The organism is Pseudomonas sp. MRSN 12121 (assembly GCF_000931465.1).
In the GTDB taxonomy this organism is placed as follows: Bacteria; Pseudomonadota; Gammaproteobacteria; order Pseudomonadales; family Pseudomonadaceae; genus Aquipseudomonas.
Genome location: NZ_CP010892.1, coordinates 3,557,899 through 3,575,558, shown reverse-complemented (window position 1 = coordinate 3,575,558; position 17,660 = coordinate 3,557,899). Strand labels below are relative to the sequence as shown.

The window sequence follows — 17,660 nt, the reverse complement described above, 5'->3', positions numbered from 1 at the left end:
GGGCTCCAGCGTTGAAGGGCGTGCGCTCGCGAGCGGGCATTAAAACCGCTTGCCGGCCGTGGGCCTATCTGCCGAATGGCATAGGCCGCCGGCACCGGTTGGCCGATGGCGCGGCAGCGACGGGCGGGCAGAGTGGGCGCATTGAAACCCACTGGAGCGTTCCGATGAAACTCAAGAGCACCGCCATCGCCCTGTTGCTGACCCTGGCAGCCCCCCTGGCCCAGGCCCTGGACGCCACGCCGTATGTGTACCGCACCGTTGCCGCCCAGCCGCAGAGCCAGGGCGACCGGGAGATCGCCAGCCTGTTCGACCGCTGGAACGCGGCCCTGCAAAGCGGCAGCGCAAAAAACGTAACCAGTCTTTACGCCGCCAACGCGATCCTGCAGCCGACCGTGTCCAACCAGGTGCGCACCACCCCGGCGCAGATCCAGGACTACTTCGAGCATTTCCTCGCGGGCAAGCCGGTGGGCCAGATCAACTACCGGGAAATCCGCCACCTGGGCGCCGATGCGGCCATGGACAGCGGCGTCTACACCTTCACCCTGCTCGACGCCGGCGGCGCGACCCGCCAGGTGCAGGCGCGCTACACCTTCCTCTACGAGCGCGTCGACGGCCAGTGGAAGATCCTCAACCACCATTCCTCGGCGATGCCCCAGGCCCAGCCGCAACTGCAGGCCAGCCATCGCTGATCAGGTTGTGCCGCAGCATTTGAAAACCGGGCCCGGTGCCCGGTTTTTGTTTCCAGCCATGGTCGGATGGGCCGGGCGCGCCGTGCCGGTTGCGCGGGGCGGTGTGAGTGGCAGCGCTGACGTGCCGGGGATGATTGCGGTGCATTCGATGCCTGGCGCGTACGTCCGTAGGAGCCAGGCTTGCCGGCGATAGCGGTGGTCCGTTCACCCGCGTTGTTGCCGTCAGCCCAGCACCTCGCGCAACCGATGCCACAACATGCCCAATGCCAGCAGCGGCGCGCGCAGGGCCGGGCCGCCGGGGAAGGTCAGGTGTGGCACGGCACTGAAGATGTCCAGGCCCTGGCTGTGTCCGGCGTGGATGGCTTCGGCCAGCAGGCGCGCGGTCCAGTGGGTGACGTTGACCCCATGCCCGGAGTAACCCTGGGCGTAATACACATTGGGGTACTGGCGCAGCCGCCCGACCTGGGGGAAGCGGTTGGCGGTGATGCCGATCTTGCCGCCCCATTGGTAGTCGATGCGCACGTCGGCCAACTGCGGGAACACCTTGAGCAGCTTCGGCCGCATGTAGGCGCCGATATCCGCCGGGTCGCGCCCGGAGTAGTGGCAGGCGCCGCCGAACAACAGGCGCCGGTCCGCCGAGAGCCGGTAGTAGTCGAGGCCGACTTTCTGGTCGCAGAGCGCCAGGTTCTGCGGGATCAGCTCGGCGGCCAGGGCCGGCGCCAGCGGTTCGGTGGCGATGATGTAGCTGCCCGCCGGCAGCACCTTGCCGCCGAGGCGCGGTTCCAGGTCGTCGAGGTGGGCGTTGCAGGCCAGCACCAGGCTGCCGGCGCGGACCCTGCCCTGGGCGCAGCGCACCTGCGCGCGCTCGCCGTGGATCAGTTCCAGCACCGGGCTCTGCTCGAAGATCCGCACCCCCAGCGCCCGGGCCACGGCCGCTTCGCCGAGCACCAGGTTGAGTGGATGCAGGTGCCCCGAACCCATGTCCACCAAGCCCCCGGCATAACGCGTCGAGGCCACCACCCGGGCCATGTCCTGCGGCGCTACCAGGCGGGTTTCATGCTCGTAGCCCAGGGCCGCCAGGTGTTCCTGCTCGGCCTGGAACGCGGCGAACTGCGCCGGGGTATTGGCCAGCTCGCAGAAGCCCCAGCGCAGGTCGCACTCGATGCCGTGTTCGCGCACGCGCTGGCCGACCAGCGCCACCGAGTCGATGCCGGCCTGTTCCAGGTAACGCACGCCCTCGGCGCCGACGTAGCGGGCAAAGCCGCTGACGTCGTGGCCGATGCCGCGGATCAGTTGCCCGCCGTTGCGCCCGCTGGCGCCCCAGCCGATGCGCCGGGCCTCCAGCAGGATCACCGAGAGGCCGCGCTGGGCCAGCTCGATGGCGGTGTTGACCCCGGTGAAGCCGCCGCCGATCACGCAGACGTCGGCCTCAAGCTCTGCACTCAGCGGCGGGTAGTCCGGCAGTGCATTGGCCGACGCGGCGTAGTAGGAGCGGGTGTGTTGCGCAGGGCTGTGCTGGTTCATTGGTTGGACTTCACTTTGCTCCAGGAGCGGGTCATCAGGCGCATGATCTGCGGGCTCTGGGTGCTGGAGATGTACAGCTTGTCGAGCACCGCCTGGGGCGGGTAGACCTCGGGGTTGTTGACCAGCTCGGGGTCCATGTACTGCCGGGCCGCCGGGTTGGGGTTGGCATAGCCGACCGCGGCGCTGACCTTGGCGATCACCTGTGGGTCCAACAGGTAGTTGATGAAGGCGTGGGCCTCCTTGGGGTTGCTGCTGTCCGCCGGGATCGCCAGCAGGTCGAACCACAGGTTGCTGCCTTCCTTGGGAATCGCGTAGGCGATCTTCACCCCGTTCTTGGCTTCCCTGGCGCGGTTGGCGGCCTGGAACACGTCGCCCGAGTACCCCAGGGCCAGGCAGATATTGCCGTTGGCCAGGTCGGAGATGTACTTGGAGGAATGGAAGTAGGTGATGTACGGACGGATCTCCAGCAGCTTGGCCTCGGCTTTCTTGTAGTCCTCGGCGTTGCCGCTGTTGGGGTCCAGGCCCAGGTAATTGAGCACGGCGGGGAACACTTCATCCGGTGAGTCCATCATCGACACGCCGCACTGACTGAGCTTCTTCAGGTTCTGCGGCTCGAACAGCACCGCCCAGGAGTCGATCTGCTCCACGCCCAGCACTTGCTTGATCTTGTCGACGTTGTAGCCGATGCCGTTGGTGCCCCACAGGTATGGCACCGAGTACTGGTTGCCGGGGTCGTTGCGCTCCAGCAGGGCCAGCAGTTTCGGGTCGAGGTTCTGCCAGTTCGGCAACTGCTGGCGGTCGAGCTTGAGAAAGGCCCCGGCCTTGACCTGGCGCGCCAGGAAGTGGTTCGACGGCACCACCACGTCGTAGCCGGTGCGCCCGGCCAGCAGCTTGCCCTCCAGGGTCTCGTTGGAGTCGAAGACGTCGTAGATCACCCGGGTCCCGGTCTTGGCCTGGAAGTCGGCGAGGGTGGTCTCGCCGATGTAGTCGGTCCAGTTGTACACACTGACTTTCGATTCGGCCTGGGCCGTGGCGCCGACCAGCACCGACAGGGCCAGCGGGACCATTGATTTCCAAAGACGCATAGCGATTCCCCTCGTTTCGATTTTTATTGTGAAGCGCACGTGTAGTCCGTGTAGCCCTGTCCTGTCCTGTAGCCGCTGCCGAGCGCCAGCGAGGCTGCGATCGAGGACGCAGTCCTCGCCAAACCAGTGCATGCGGTGTGCCTGATGCAACGGGGTTGCAGGGTTTACGACGGCTGCGCCGCCGATCGCAGCCTCGCCAAGGCTCGGCAGCGGCTACAGGACCGCAGGGTTACAGGGCACAGGGTCGAATCAGACGCTGAGCAGCAGGAACTCGCGTTCCCAGGAGCTGATCACGCGCTTGAAGTTTTCGTGCTCGGCGCGCTTGGCCGCCACGTAGCCGCGCACGAACTTGTGGCCCAGGTAGCGCTCGATGGTCGGGCTCTCTTCCATGCGGGTCAGGGCGTCTTCGATGGTGATCGGCAGGCGCAGGTTGCGCCGCTCATAGGCGCGGCCTTCCACTGGAGCGCTCGGCTCGATGCCCTCGACCATGCCCAGGTAACCGCACAGCAGGCTCGCGGCAATCGCCAGGTAAGGGTTGGCGTCGGCGCCGGGCAGGCGGTTTTCCACGCGCATGGCCTCGGGGCTGGAAGTCGGCACGCGCAGGCCGACGGTGCGGTTCTCTTCGCCCCACTCGACGTTGACCGGCGCCGAGGTGTCCGGCAGGAAGCGGCGGAACGAATTGACGTTGGGCGCGAACATCGGCAGCACCTGCGGGATGTACTTCTGCAGGCCGCCGATGTGGTGGCGGAACAACTCGCTCATGCGCCCTTCGGCGTCGGCGAAGATTGGCCTTCCGGTGGCGCTGTCGACCACGCTCTGGTGCAGGTGCATGGCGCTGCCGGGCTCGTCGGCCACCGGCTTGGCCATGAAGGTGGCGGTCACGTCATGCTTGAGCGCGGCCTCGCGCAGGGTGCGCTTGAACACGGTGATCTGGTCGGCCAGGTCCAGGGCGTCGCCGTGGCGGAAGTTGATTTCCATCTGCGCCGGGCCGTCTTCGTGGATCAGCGTGTCGAGGTCCAGCCCCTGGGCCTCGCACCACTCGTAGACATCCTCGAACAGCGGGTCGAACTCGTTGGCGGCATCGATGGAGAACGACTGGCGTCCGCTTTCGGCGCGGCCGGAGCGGCCCAGCGGCGCCTTGAGCGGCAGGTCCGGGTCTTCGCAGCGCTGGGTCAGGTAGAACTCCATTTCCGGCGCGACGATCGGCTGCCAGCCCTTGTCGGCGTACAGCTGCAGGACTTTCTTCAGCACGTTGCGCGGCGACAGTTCGATGGGGTTGCCGAGTTTGTCGAAGGTGTCGTGGATGACGATGGCGGTCGGTTCCAGGGCCCAGGGCACCAGGTACACGCCGGCGGCATCGGGGCTGCAGACCATGTCGATGTCGGCCGGGTCCAGCAGGTCGTAATAGATATCGTCGTCGACGAAGTCCCCGGTTACCGTCTGCAACAGCACACTTTCCGGCAGGCGCATGCCTCGCTCATGCAGGAACTTGTTGGTGGGCGCTATCTTGCCGCGAGCGATGCCGGTCAGGTCGCTGACCACGCATTCCACTTCGGTAATCTTGTGTTCTTTCAGCCAGGCAGACAGCTGATCGAAAGGGGCATTCATAAGGACCTCGTCAATGATTGTCGGTGACGCTCACAGCCATTCGGGTCGCCCGGCAAGGCTTCCCCTGTGACGCGTTGGCGACTATCTTGGGCAACCCTTGCGGTTCCATCTATCCACTTTAAGCAGCACCAAAGCGCACCAAAAGAGTGCGCAAGGTCATCCCATGACAGCGTCGACAGCTCTTCAGGTCCAGGCCTTCAACACCTTCGATGTGGCCGATCAGATCCGTGCCACCCCGGGCTGGGTCCAGCATTACCAACAGATGTCGCCCGGGCATTTCGCCGGGCAGGTGCGCTACCTGGACCTGCAGGGGGTGCAGATCTACGAGGAATGCATGAACACCCGGGTCGAGCAGAATTTCAGCGCCCCCGAGGACTCCCTGGCGTTCTGTTTCGATCGCAGCGACAACGCCCTGTACCTGCTCAATGGCGAAAGCCGCAACATCTGGATCACCCCGGAGAACTACCAGGAAATCGCCGTGGTGTTCGGCCCGGAATTCGTTCGTGGCCACGGCCTCGAGGCCCGGCGCCTGGACGGCCTGTTCCTGGCGCCGCTCAATTGCGGGCAGAACGCCTTGTTCAGCCGCTGGCTAAGCGCGACGCTGACGCGCTTGTCGCAGACCCTCGATCCGCCGAGCCGCGAAGCCCTGACCCAACAGCTGCTCGACGACTGCCTGTTCATTCTCGACAACGCCTGCGCGCGCCTCGACGGCGGCGGCCTGCGCCGGCGCGCCGAGGAGCGGGCGATCATGCAGCGGGTCGCGGAGTGGGCGGCGGACGGGCCGGAAGACAGCCTCAACCTGCTGGAGCTGTCGCAGGTGGCCGGGGTCTCCCTGCGCCAGTTGCAGAGCGCGTTCAAGGCCTTCGCCGGCATGGCGCCGACCCAGTGGCTGCGCCTGCGCCGGTTGAACAGCGCGCACCGCGAACTGCTGGCCCGCGGCCCCGACGAAACCACCGTGGCCGAGGTGGCGATGCGCTGGTCGTTCTGGCACCTGGGGCGGTTTTCCAGCAGCTACCGGGCGCTGTTCAAGGAGTTGCCCAGCGAAACCCTGAAACGCGGGCAACGCTGAGCGTTCGAGGTGGCCCGCCGGCGTGCGGCGGCTTCAGTCGTCCTCGCAGCTGGGCGCTTGCGCGGCGCCAGCCGGCGTCTTCTTGAAATGCGCCCATAGCGCATTGGCCACGGCATCGCCGTCGGGGCCGCCGCCGAACACCTGCAGGCCAATGCTCCGGCCGAGCTGGCGATAGCTTTCGAACTGGGCCTCGTCGAAAAACTGGTCGACGGTGGTCTGGTTGGGAAAGGCCGGGTTGGCCTGGGCGTAGTGCTGCACGTCCAGCGACACCGAGGCGATCAGCCGCGGCTTGAGCACCAGGATACGGCTGACCAGGGTGTTGGCAGCATCGCCGGCATAGACATTGAGCAACAGCGCGCAACGCCGGTCGCCGGTCGAAGGCTTGGCCTTGAGCTGTGCCAGGGTGCCGAACACCTCTTTCAGCACTTCGTCGTCGACGATGGTTGTGTCCTCGCGGATCTCCAGGCCATGGTCGATGCGCGCCAGGCGAATGAGATTGCTCAGGTCTTCGAACTGGTAATCGGGATCGCAGCCACAGTCGCACAGTACGATCAGTTCGACCTCACGCTCCTTGCGCAGCAGCTCGTAAGCCGCGGTGTTCTCGAAGTGGCCGCCGTCGGAGAGGTACTGGTAGGTGCGGCGGTGGCCGTGGAAGTGCGCGGTCAGCTCGTAGAACAGGTAGGTATGGGTCGGCAGCCAGCGCGACATCTTCGCGCCCAGGGTGTCGCGGCCGGCCTGGCGGCAGGGGTCGTCGAAACAGCCGGGCCACCAGTTGCCCAGGCGGATGTTCGCCAGCCCCAGCAGCAGCGACATGCCCAGGTTGGTGGCGCGACCCAGGCCGGTGGTGAACGCGGCGCCGGAGACGCCGATCCATTGGCCGATGGTCAGTGGATAGGCGATTTCCGAACTGGGCATGTCGTCCAGTTTGCGCGGGTAGAGCTTGCCATCGAGGAGGAAGGTGCCTGCGTCCGGCAGGCTGCCCGGCGCCAGGCACAGCGGCTTGCCCTTGCGGTCGCGCTGCACCAGTTGCTCGGCGGGGTCCACCGTGAGGTTCATGGTCACGTTGATCAGGTGCAGCGGACCGGCGTTCGCCGCGTCGTAGTAGTCCTTGACGCTGATGTCGTCGTCGCGCAGCGGTTCGGCCACGCTCATGTGCTTGCGCCGCTGTTCCGTGGTGCCGTTGAAGCGCTTGCCGTTGGAAGCGCCCATGTAGGCGCGCACCAGGCGGGCGCTGTAGAAGGACTGCAAGGAGGAGGTGTTGAGGAAGCCGACGAAGCGGCTGCTGACCCAGGTCAGGCCGGCCGCGACCAGCACCAGCAGGACCAGCCGCGGCAGGTGGCCGCTTTCCTCGAGGCGCACACTGCCGTCGGCGCTGACCCACACCACCAACAGCATCCACGCCAGGCAGACCGCCGCCAGCAGCAGGATGCCGCCCAGCAGCGCCATGACGTCCAGGGGCAGCTGGCGCAGCCAGTCCGGCAGGGTTTTCTCGTCGCGCAGCAGCGCCAGGCGTCGCACCAGCCAGATCAGCACCGGCAGGATGCCCAGGGTGCCCTGGGTCAGCGTCTTGAGGTGCAGGTAGAGGGTTTCGGAGAGCGACACCAGGAACGCGGCGAACAGCAGCCCGCCCAGGCCCATGATTATCCGCGCCAGCAGGCGGGTGACCTCGACCCGGTAGTTGCGCACCGTGAACAGACCGTTCTGCCCGCTGGCCTGGCGGTCGCGGCGCGCCAGGCTGCGGACCAGGCCCCAGGCATAGGCGAGGCCGAGGAAGGCGATCGCACTGAAACCGAGGAACAGGTCGCCCACGTTCGGCGTGTTGTAGCCTTCGCCCACGAACGGCGAGGCGATGAGGAACACCGCGGCGGCCACCCCGCAGAGGATGGCGGCCAGGTTTCCAAGGGCAGGGGGATCGCTCAGGCTCGTTTGCGGCAGCACCAGCCAATACGCCAGCCCGCAGGGCAACAGGCCGAGGACAAATACCGCTGCCGGCAGCAGGTACAGGTCGGGCACCAGGAGCAGTTGCAGGAGCATCAGCAAGGTGAGGGCCAGGACGATCGGCATGCCGATCACGAAATGCAGCGACAGCCAGTTGCGCCAGGTGATCGCCAGGGCGTAGAGGGTGTCTCCGGAGCCGGTCGGGGTCAGGTAGCGGCCGTTTTCCCGCAGCCAGGCCGTGGGGCCCATGCCGACCTCTTCCTTGAGGTAGTCGATGCCGGTGCTGATGCGCCCGGGTGGCTCGTAGTGCAGGACCTTGTAGGCATTGGCGGCCGCCGCCCGGGCCGTCTGTGGCGCTGGCGGCGGTCCCTTGCGCAGGCGATCGGGGATGAACAGGCTGGCGAAAAAGCTGCCGATGTAGCCGCCACCGCTGACCGTGGACAGATAGTCGAAGCGCGGCAGCAGGCTGTTGCCGACCTCGTCTTTGTCAGCCGAGGGTTCAGGCGCCCTGGCCCGGGTCATCGCCTGCAGCACCCCGAGGCAGAAGGTGGCGCTGCGGATACCGCCCCCGGACAATGCCAGGCCCCAGGGCTTGAGCGGCGGTTTTTCCGGGCCGGGCGGGGGTGTGAGTCCCAGGGTGGCCCGGCGGTGTTCGATGCGTTCGCGTTCTCCCTGGTAGTGCTGTTTCAGGTCCATGACGCGCTCCTTGCGGGTGAAGTAGTGGCAATCTGCTTACAGGAGTAAAGCAGAACCACGTCACATTTCTGCCGCTGGAACGTTCTGCGCGAAGTGAAGTTCACGAAATATTATTTATTTTGAAATGTTATTAAAAATCAGCTGTTTATGATGATAAAGCGGCTATATCAGTATCAATAAGCGCCTTGACCCCGGCCTGCAACCGCCATGTAACTTGGCTGTTACTTGAGGTCACTACTTTGCGTGGGTCGTTATTTCCCGCTCTGTAACTTCAAGGAATTCAACCGCGTATGCCTACTCTTACCCGCAGGAAGCTGATGCAGGCCGCTGCTATCGGATCGGCCTTTACCTTGCTGCCCGACTCCATCCGCCAGGCCCTGGCGATTCCCGCCAACAACCGCACCGGGACCATCCGCGACGTCGAGCATGTGGTGATCCTGATGCAGGAAAACCGCTCCTTCGACCACTACTTCGGCACCTTGCCCGGGGTGCGCGGCTTCAGCGACCGCTTCACCATCCCGCTGCCCGGCAAGCGTTCGGTGTGGGAGCAGCAGGGCATCGGGCGCCTGGTGCTGCCGTATCACCTGGACAGCTCGCGGGGCAACGCGCAGCGGGTCAACGGCACGCCGCACTCGTGGATCGACGAGCACGCGGCCTGGGCCAGCGGGCGCATGAGCGCCTGGCCGACCTTCAAGACCCACACTTCCATGGGCTACTACCGCGAGCAGGAACTGCCGTTCCAGTTCGCCTTGGCCAACACCTTCACCCTGTGCGACGCCTACCACTGTTCGGTGCACGCCGGGACCAACCCCAACCGCCTGTTCCACTGGACCGGCACCAACGGTCCGACCGGGGCCAACGTGGCGGCGGTGGTCAACGAATGGGACGGCCCGGGCGCGGTGGACGTCGGCTACACCTGGAAGACCTACCCCGAGCGCCTGGAAGAGCGGGGCGTGAGCTGGAAGATCTACCAGTACCTGCCGGACAACTTCGGCGACAACCCGCTGGCCGGTTTTCGCCAGTACCGCCGCGCCAGCGTGGCCGCCGGCAACCCGGCGCAGCCGCCGGACGGTTTTACCGGGTTTGTGCCCTACAGCGATGCGCTGAATGCCCGGGTGCCGCTGTACAAGGGCAATGGCAACACCTTGCCGGCGCGCAGCGGCAGCGACCTGGAAGGCATGCTCGCGGGGTTTCGCAACGACGTGCAGCAGGGCAAGCTGCCCCAGGTCAGCTGGATCGTCGCGCCGGCGGCCTATTCCGAACACCCGGGGCCGTCGAGCCCGGTGCAGGGCGGCTGGTTCACCCAGGAAATCCTCAAGGCGCTGACCGACAACCCCGAGGTCTGGAGCAAGACCGTGCTGCTGGTCAACTACGACGAGAACGACGGCTTCTTCGACCACCTGCCGTCGCCGTCGGCGCCCTCGCGGCGCCTGGACGGCAGCTTCGCCGGCAAGTCCACGGTGGACTTCGACAGTGAAGTGTTCACCCACGCGGCGCCCCCCGGCACCACCCAGCAACCGCGCCCGGACGGCGGTATCTACGGCCCCGGGCCGCGGGTGCCGATGCTGGTGCTGTCGCCCTGGAGCCGTGGCGGCTGGGTCAACTCCCAGGCGTTCGACCACACCTCGGTCCTGCAATTTCTCGAGAAGCGCTTCGGCGTGCGCGAGCCGAACATCAGTGCCTGGCGCCGCGCGGTGTGCGGCGACCTGACCTCGGCCTTCAACTTCGTCAACCCCAACAGCGAGATCCTGCCGCCGCTGCACACCACCACCCGCCAGGCCGCCGACCTGCTGCGCCAGCGCCAGGAACAACTGGCCCAGGTGCCGCTGCCGGACGCCAGCCGCCAGCAACTGCCGCACCAGCAGCGCGTGGCGCGGCCTTCGCGGGCCTTGCCGTATCGCCTGAATGTCGAGGCCAAGGCCAAGCGCAAGGCCTTGAGCTTCACCCTCGATATGCAGAACAGCGGCGACCAGGGCGCGGTGTTCCATGTCTACGATCGCCTGCACCTGCTCGACGTTCCGCGCCGCTACACGGTGGAGGCGGGCAAGCACCTGAAAGACAGCTGGCAGACCGCCGGGCACTACAAGTTGTGGCTGCTGGGCCCCAACGGCTTCCACCGCAGCTTCCACGGCAACCTGCTGCTGCGCCAGCCCGAGGTGTCGATGTTCAGCCGCGGCAACAACCTGCAACTGACCTTGAGCAACCCGGGCAAGGACGCCGTGTCGATCACCATCGAGCGTTGCCCCTACACCCAGCAGGGGCCATGGCATTTCGAGGTGCGCGGGCGCAGCGAGGTGCACCAGATGTTCAGCTGCCACGCCAGCGGTGGCTGGTACGACTTCACCGTGCGCGCCGAAGGCGGCTGGCTGCGGCGCCTGGCCGGGCGCCTGGAAACCGGTGCGCACAGCATCAGCGATCCGTTGATGGGCGTGTAACCACGCCTGGGGCCCGGCGCGCAAGACGCCGGGTTTCTCCAGGCAGATCGCATGGCGGCAACTGCTTTGCCGTTCGCAGCCTCGCTGTCGCTCGACAGCGGCTACAGACACCGCCGTTCTTGTAGCCGCTGCCGAGCCTTGGCGAGGCTGCGATCGGGGCGTAGCCCCGTAGACCGGGCGATGCGGTTTTCCAGGCAGATCGCGGACCCAGGTTTTGCGGCAACTGCGTTGCCGATCGCAGCCTCGCTGTCGCTCGACAGCGGCTACAGACACCGCCGTTCTTGTAGCCGCTGCCGAGCCTTGGCGAGGCTGCGATCGATCGCGCAGCGGTCGCAATCCAGGCGACGCATTTAACCTGGCACCTCGCGGATTCAGGTTTTGCGGCCACTGCGTTGCCGTTCGCAGCCTCGCTGGCGCTCGACAGCGGCTACAGACACCGCCGTTCCTGTAGCCGCTGCCGAGCCCTGGCGAGGCTGCGATCGATCGCGCAGCGGTCGCAATCCAGGCGACGCATTTAACCTGGCGGATCGCGGACTCAGGTTTTGCGGCAACTGCGTTGTCGTTCGCAGCCTCGCTGGCGCTTGGCAGCGGCTACACCGACACCGCCACGCCCTGGGACCCTTGTTCCAGGGCGCCCGCCGATTATTCCCGCGCCATGAAAACAAGAAGCCGATCACACGAAAGGGCTTGGTTTGCGACATGAATATTAATTAGAATCAGTCTCATTTGTTTCATCCTTCGCGCAGGGCCTCTTGACATGATTGAAGCAGCGACGCCATCGGAGCACAGCCTACATGCCCTGTACCGCGATCATCGAGGCTGGCTCGAGAGCTGGCTGCGCCATCGCATGGGCAACGCCTGGGATGCGGCGGACCTGAGCCAGGACACCTTCCTGCGCGTGCTGACCAGCTCCCAGCAACTGGTCGACCTGCGCGAGCCGCGGGCTTACCTGGTGACCGTGGGCAAGCGCCTGCTGAGCAACTTCCACACCCGCCGCAAGCTGGAGCAGGCCTACCTGAATGCGCTGGCCAGCCTGCCCGAAGACAGCGTGCCGTCGCCGGAGCAGCGCTGGGTGCTGCTGGAGACCCTGCAAGCCCTGGACGAACTGCTCGACGGCCTGCCGCCGGTGGTGCGCCGGGCGTTTCTCTGGAGCCAGCTCGAAGGCCTGGGCTACCGCGAGATCGCCGAGCGCCTCGACGTCTCGGAACGCAGCGTCAAGCGCTACATGGCCCAGGCCTACGAACACTGCCTGCTGGTGGAGCTGTGATGCGCGCCGCGCCGTCCGGCGAAGCCCGCGAGGTGGCCCGCGCCGCCGCCCAGTGGCTGGCGCTGCTGGAGTCCGGGGCGGCCAACGCCGACGATCACGCGCGCCTGCAACACTGGCGCAACAGCAACAGCCGGCACGAAAGCGCCTGGCAGAAGGCGCAGTCGCTGCGCCAGCGTTTTTCCGCCTTGCCCCCGGCGCTGGCGATGGCCACCCTGGATCGCCCCGAACCGTCGCGGCGCGCGGTGCTCAAGCGTGCCCTGGGCGTCGCCGCGCTGGTGCCGACCGCCTGGCTGCTGGCGCGCCAGCTGCCGCTGGACGTGTGGCGCGCCGACCTGCAGACCGCCACCGGCGAACATCGCTCGGTGGTCCTGGCCGACGGCAGCACCTTGCAGTTGAACACCGCCAGCGCGGTCAACGTCGACCTGGGCGCGCGGCAGGTCAGCCTGGTGCGCGGCGAGATGGCGCTCAAGGTCAATGGCAACGCGCCGCTGGCCCTGCAGGCCCCCTATGGACGGATCATCGCCAGCCGCTGCGAAGTCTGCGTGCGCCTCAACGAGCGCGATTGCCGGGTGTCGGTGATCAGCGGCTCGGTGCAGCTGCAACCCTTGCAGGGGCCGCAGCTGGTGCTCAATGCCGGCCAGCGCATCAGGCTGCGCGCCGACGGCGCGGGGCAGATCGATGCCTTCGACGCCTTGCTGCCGGGCTGGCGCGACGGGGTGCTGATGGCGCAGAACCAGCCGCTGGGGGATTTCCTGCGCGAGCTGAGCCGTTACCGTCCCGGCCTGTTGCGCTGGGACCCGGCGCTGGAAAACCTGCGCGTCACCGGCAGCTTCCGCCTCGACAACACCGAGCGGGTGCTGGCGCTGCTGGCCGCCAGCCTGCCGCTGGAGGTGCATTCGCGCACCCGCTACTGGGTCACCCTGGTGCCGCGCCAAAACCCTGCGGCAAACGCCGCGGAAAAAAATATCGGCTGAAGCTGTCCCTTTTTTTCACCTCGCCGGTCATTCCAGGTAAGTGAACAAAAAACGAGAGCTTCCTCCCATGCCCGCAGTATTGCCTTTCCGTTTGCGCCCGGTGTCGCCGGGCCTGCGTCCGTTGTTGCATTTGGGCCTCATGCTGACCCTCAGTTCCAGCCCGTTGCTGATCCCGTCCGGCTGGGCGGCCGATGCCGACCGGCGCAGCTACCAGGTGCCGGCCGGCCCGTTGAGCGCCGCGCTGACCCGCTTCGCCGGCCTGGCGGGGGTCAACCTGTCGGTCGACCCGCAACTGGTCAGTGGCCGTAACAGCAGCGGCCTGTCCGGCGAGTATGGGGTGGAGGAGGGTTTCGCCCGTCTGCTGCAAGGGTCCGGCCTGCAACTGCAGGCGGTGGGCGAGCAGGCCTATATCCTGGCACCGGCGCCGGAGGGCGGCAGCCTGCAACTGGCGCCGACCTCGATCCTCGGCGCTGGCACCGCCACCGGCGGCGATGTGTTCGCCGGCGGCCAGGTGGCGCGGCGCGGCTCCCAGGGCCTGCTGGGCTCGAAGGACTTCATGGAAACGCCGTTCAGCATGACCACCTACACCAGCGAGGCGGTGAAGAACCAGCAGGCGCGGACCCTGGGCGACCTGATCGCCAGCGACCCCTCGGTGCGCGCCACCAACCCGGCGGGCGGGCGCTACGAGCAATTCACCATCCGCGGCTTCAGCCTGTTCAACAGCGATGTGGCCTACAACGGCCTGTACGGCGTGCTGCCGACCTACACCATCGACATGGAAATGGCCGACCGGGTGGACATCCTCAAGGGCCCGACCCAGCTGATCAACGGCATCTCGCCGCGGGGCAGCGTCGGCGGTGGCATCAACGTGGTGCCCAAGCGCGCCACCGACCAGCCGATCACCGAGTTCACCGGCAGCTACGCCTCCGACAGCCAGGTCGGCGGCGCGGTGGATGTCGGCCGGCGCTTCGGCGAGGACAACCAGTTCGGCGTGCGCCTGAACGCGGTCAAGCAGTCCGGCGACACCAAGTGGGACCACCAGAGCGTCGACCGTCAGATGGCCGTGCTGGGCCTGGATTTCCGCGGCGAACGCCTGCGCCTGTCGACCGACATCGGCCACACCGAGCGCGACACCGACGCGCCCCAGGAGCGGGTGCAGATAGGCCCTAACGCCAAGGTGCCGGACGCCGACGATGTGCGGCACAACTATGCGCAGGCCTGGAGCAAGGCGCGGACCAAGGACACCTTCGGCACGTTCAACGCCGAATACGACGTCAACGATTCGATCATGCTCTACGGCGGCGTCGGCGCGCGCAAAAGCAACCACGACTTCCTGCGCCACGCGGTGTCGATCACCAACGACGCCGGCGATTTCAGCGTGCAGCCGCGCGACTTCACCCGCGACGAAAACGTGCGCACCACCACCGCGGGCGTGCGCAGCTGGTTCCACACCGGCCCGGTGAGCCATGAGGTCAACCTGGCGGCCAGCTACTTCTACATGGACTTCGAGAATGGCGGCGCGCGTTACGCCGCGTCGCCGAGCAACCTCTACAACCCGCGGCCGACGCCGACCCCGTCGCGGCCGACGCGTTTCGATCCCAAGGTCTACACCGAGAACCGCTTCAGCGGCGTGGCGCTGTCCGACACCCTGGGCTTCTTCGACGACCGCCTGCTGCTGACCCTCGGCGCGCGCTGGCAACGGGTCAAGGTCGACGACTGGAGCGACGGCATCAAGGGCGACACCGCCTACGACGAGGAAAAGGTCTCGCCTTCGGGCGGCCTGCTGTTCAAGGCCACCGACGAGCTGTCGCTGTACGTCAACTACATGGAAGGCCTGAGCCAGGGCAAGATCGCCCCCTCGACCTCGATCAACGAGGACGAAATCTTCCCGCCGTTCATCAGCCGCCAGGTCGAGGCCGGCGCCAAGTACGACGCCGGCGCCTTCGCCCTGACCGCCGCGGTGTTCCGCATCAAGCAGCCGGCCTACGAGACCAACGCCACCACCCGGGTGTTCGGCCCCAACGGCAAGCGCCAGAACGACGGCGTGGAGCTGAGCGTGTTCGGCGAGCCGCTCAAGGGCTTCCGCCTGCTGGGCGGGGTCATGTACATCGACAGCGAACTGAAGGACACCACCAACGGCACCTTCGACGGCAACCGCGCGCCGGCCACGCCAAAGTACAACGTCAACCTGGGCGCCGAGTGGGACGTGCCGAAAGTCCAGGGCCTGACCCTGACCGCCCGCGGCATCTATTCCAGCTCGCAGTACCTGGACCAGGCCAACAGCAAGGAAATCGACTCCTGGGAGCGTTTCGACCTGGGTGCGCGGTATGCCTTCAAGGTCGACGACAAGCACGTCACCTTGCGCGCCAACGTCGAGAACGTGCTGGACAAACGCTACTGGAGTTCCGCCGGCGCCTCGGATGACAGCGAACCGGGACTGACCCTGGCGACCCCACGGACCCTGCTGCTGTCGGCCACCGTGGGTTTCTAAAAAGACGCAGCGCAGGGCGCCACAGGGAAGGGCGCAGCGCCGTCATGACCGCCTCGCGGTCGAGGAAGGATGCATGCCCGTTATCACTTGATGAACGTGCCGCCTCTTGAAGAGGTATTGGCCATGTAATGGCAACTAAGCAAGTTGCCGGAAAGATGGCATTCATATGGCCAGTTAATGGCGTTGTTAATGTTTTTACCTGGTTTTAAAACCGGGCTGTCGGCGTGCGCGCTTATATTTAACTTATGCCTGGAAAGACTATGTAAATTTCCAAATAAGTTCGAATAAGCAGTTGCGCCTTTTTATTAATGATAATAATTTGCATGTCGAATTTAACGAGGGTGAACAGATGTTGAATGATGGCATATTGCATACTAGTCCTCTGCAAAAGACCAACGCCGATTATCTCGCCCGACAAGGCAAGTTCGAATCCAATGTGCGCAGTTACCCACGCAAGTTGCCCCTGGCGATCGCCAAGGCGCATGGGGTCTGGGTCACCGACGTCGAGGGCAAGACCTACCTGGATTGCCTGGCCGGCGCCGGCACCCTGGCCCTGGGGCACAACCACCCGGCGATCATGGCCAGCCTCGACAGCTTCCTCGCCTCGGGCCTGCCGATGCACACCCTGGACCTGACCACCCCGGTCAAGGACGCCTTCAGCGAAACCCTGCTCGGCCTGCTGCCGGGCCAGGGCCGCGACTACTGCCTGCAGTTCTGCGGGCCATCCGGCGCGGATGCGGTGGAAGCGGCGCTGAAGCTGGCCAAGACCCACACCGGGCGGCACAACGTGATCAGCTTCAGCGGCGCCTACCACGGCATGACCCACGGCGCCCTGGCGCTGACCGGCAACACCGCGCCGAAACACGCCATCGCCGGCCTGATGCCGGGCGTGCAGTTCATGCCGTACCCCCATGAATACCGCTGCCCGCTGGGCATCGGCGGCGAGGCCGGAATCGAGGCGCTGACCCATTACTTCAGCCAGTTCATCGACGACGTGGAAAGCGGCGTGTCGCTGCCGGCGGCGGTGATCCTCGAGGCGGTGCAGGGCGAGGGCGGGGTCAACTGCGCGCCGGCCGGCTGGCTGCGCGCGATCCGCGAGGTGACGCGCCGGCACGGCATTGTGCTGATCCTCGACGAGGTGCAGGCCGGGTTCGCCCGCACCGGGCGGATGTTCGCCTTCGAGCACGCGGGCATCGAGCCGGACATGATCGTCATGTCCAAGGCGGTGGGCGGCGGCCTGCCCATGGCGGTGTTGGGCATCAAGCGCGAGTTCGACGCCTGGGAGCCGGGCAACCACGCCGGGACCTTCCGCGGCAACCAGATGGCCATGGCCGCGGGCCTGGCGACCCTGCAGGTATTGAGCGAGCAGAACGTCGCGGCGCTGGCCGAGCGCCGCGGGCAGTGGCTCAAGACCCAGCTGGACGCCCTGCGCCAGGACTATCCGGCCCTGGGCCAGGTGCGCGGGCTGGGCCTGATGCTGGGCATCGAGATCGTCGACGAGCGCCAGCCGGCCGACCGCCTCGGGCACTTTCCGGCGGATCCGGCCCTGGCCGTGGCCATCCAGCAGCACTGCTTCAAGCAGGGCCTGCTGCTGGAGCGCGGCGGGCGCCGCGGCAATGTGATCCGCCTGTTGCCGCCGCTGGTGATCGACGACGAGCAATGCCGGCAAGTGGTGCAGCGGTTCAGCCGCGCGGTGGCCGATGCCTTGTTGCAACAGCGCGCCTGAAGTGGGCTGGCCGGGAAGTAGGCGAGTGTCGGGCGTGCCCATGAAAGTGTGTCGTTTTTCACACTTTGCCAGCGACTCATAACAACTTCGGGTCACGGTTTTTTTATTGCAAGTGCAAACGGGCGAGTGTCGCCTGGCGGGTACTTGTCGGCTGTTGG

At 66.3% G+C, this 17,660-nt stretch carries 11 protein-coding genes; 7 read left to right on the top strand and 4 right to left on the bottom strand.

What is annotated here, in order from left to right; genetic code table 11:
• The first annotated feature begins 164 nt into the window (after window positions 1-164).
• Window positions 165-689: an SgcJ/EcaC family oxidoreductase gene (locus tag TO66_RS16100; protein ID WP_044463264.1), complete on the top strand. Its 525-nt coding sequence runs from the start codon at window positions 165-167 to the stop codon at window positions 687-689.
• A gap of 222 nt (window positions 690-911) precedes the next feature.
• Here TO66_RS16100 and TO66_RS16095 read toward each other — a convergent pair whose 3' ends face one another.
• From TO66_RS16095 to TO66_RS16085, 3 genes are all read right to left on the bottom strand, one after another.
• Window positions 912-2,213: an FAD-binding oxidoreductase gene (locus TO66_RS16095; RefSeq protein ID WP_044463263.1), complete on the bottom strand. Its 1,302-nt coding sequence runs from the start codon at window positions 2,211-2,213 to the stop codon at window positions 912-914.
• Window positions 2,210-3,298 carry a polyamine ABC transporter substrate-binding protein gene (locus tag TO66_RS16090; RefSeq protein WP_044463262.1) on the bottom strand — a complete coding sequence of 363 codons (1,089 nt, stop codon included), beginning with the start codon at window positions 3,296-3,298 and terminating at the stop codon, window positions 2,210-2,212. Before TO66_RS16090 ends, TO66_RS16095 begins: the two co-directional genes overlap by 4 nt.
• 249 nt (window positions 3,299-3,547) lie before the next feature.
• Complete coding sequence (locus TO66_RS16085) at window positions 3,548-4,906, bottom strand: glutamine synthetase family protein (RefSeq protein ID WP_044463261.1); 1,359 nt, start codon at window positions 4,904-4,906, stop codon at window positions 3,548-3,550.
• Window positions 4,907-5,069: 163 nt separating this feature from the next.
• Between TO66_RS16085 and TO66_RS16080 the strand changes: the two genes are divergently transcribed.
• Window positions 5,070-5,975, top strand: a complete 906-nt coding sequence (locus tag TO66_RS16080) for a helix-turn-helix domain-containing protein (RefSeq protein ID WP_044463260.1) — start codon at window positions 5,070-5,072, stop codon at window positions 5,973-5,975.
• Between the two features lie 33 nt (window positions 5,976-6,008).
• On the opposite strand, the gene TO66_RS16075 is transcribed toward TO66_RS16080, so the two are convergent.
• Window positions 6,009-8,609 carry a membrane protein gene (locus tag TO66_RS16075; protein WP_044463259.1) on the bottom strand — a complete coding sequence of 867 codons (2,601 nt, stop codon included), beginning with the start codon at window positions 8,607-8,609 and terminating at the stop codon, window positions 6,009-6,011.
• Between the two features lie 290 nt (window positions 8,610-8,899).
• On the opposite strand from TO66_RS16075, the gene TO66_RS16070 reads away from it, so the two are divergent.
• The 5 genes from TO66_RS16070 to TO66_RS16050 all read left to right on the top strand — a co-directional run bounded on the left by TO66_RS16070 (window position 8,900) and on the right by TO66_RS16050 (window position 17,502).
• Window positions 8,900-11,044: a phosphocholine-specific phospholipase C gene (locus tag TO66_RS16070; RefSeq protein WP_044463258.1), complete on the top strand. Its 2,145-nt coding sequence runs from the start codon at window positions 8,900-8,902 to the stop codon at window positions 11,042-11,044.
• A 757-nt stretch (window positions 11,045-11,801) separates the two neighbouring features.
• A complete protein-coding gene (locus TO66_RS16065; protein WP_044463257.1) occupies window positions 11,802-12,311 on the top strand; it encodes a sigma-70 family RNA polymerase sigma factor in 510 nt (169 codons plus the stop codon).
• Window positions 12,311-13,285: a FecR domain-containing protein gene (locus TO66_RS16060; RefSeq protein ID WP_044463256.1), complete on the top strand. Its 975-nt coding sequence runs from the start codon at window positions 12,311-12,313 to the stop codon at window positions 13,283-13,285. The genes TO66_RS16065 and TO66_RS16060 overlap by 1 nt, the downstream gene beginning before the upstream one ends.
• A gap of 67 nt (window positions 13,286-13,352) precedes the next feature.
• Window positions 13,353-15,776 carry a TonB-dependent receptor gene (locus tag TO66_RS16055; protein ID WP_044463255.1) on the top strand — a complete coding sequence of 808 codons (2,424 nt, stop codon included), beginning with the start codon at window positions 13,353-13,355 and terminating at the stop codon, window positions 15,774-15,776.
• Window positions 15,777-16,125: 349 nt separating this feature from the next.
• On the top strand, window positions 16,126-17,502 hold the full coding sequence (locus tag TO66_RS16050) for a diaminobutyrate--2-oxoglutarate transaminase (protein ID WP_044466059.1): 1,377 nt from the start codon (window positions 16,126-16,128) through the stop codon (window positions 17,500-17,502).
• The last annotated feature ends 158 nt before the right edge of the window (window positions 17,503-17,660 follow it).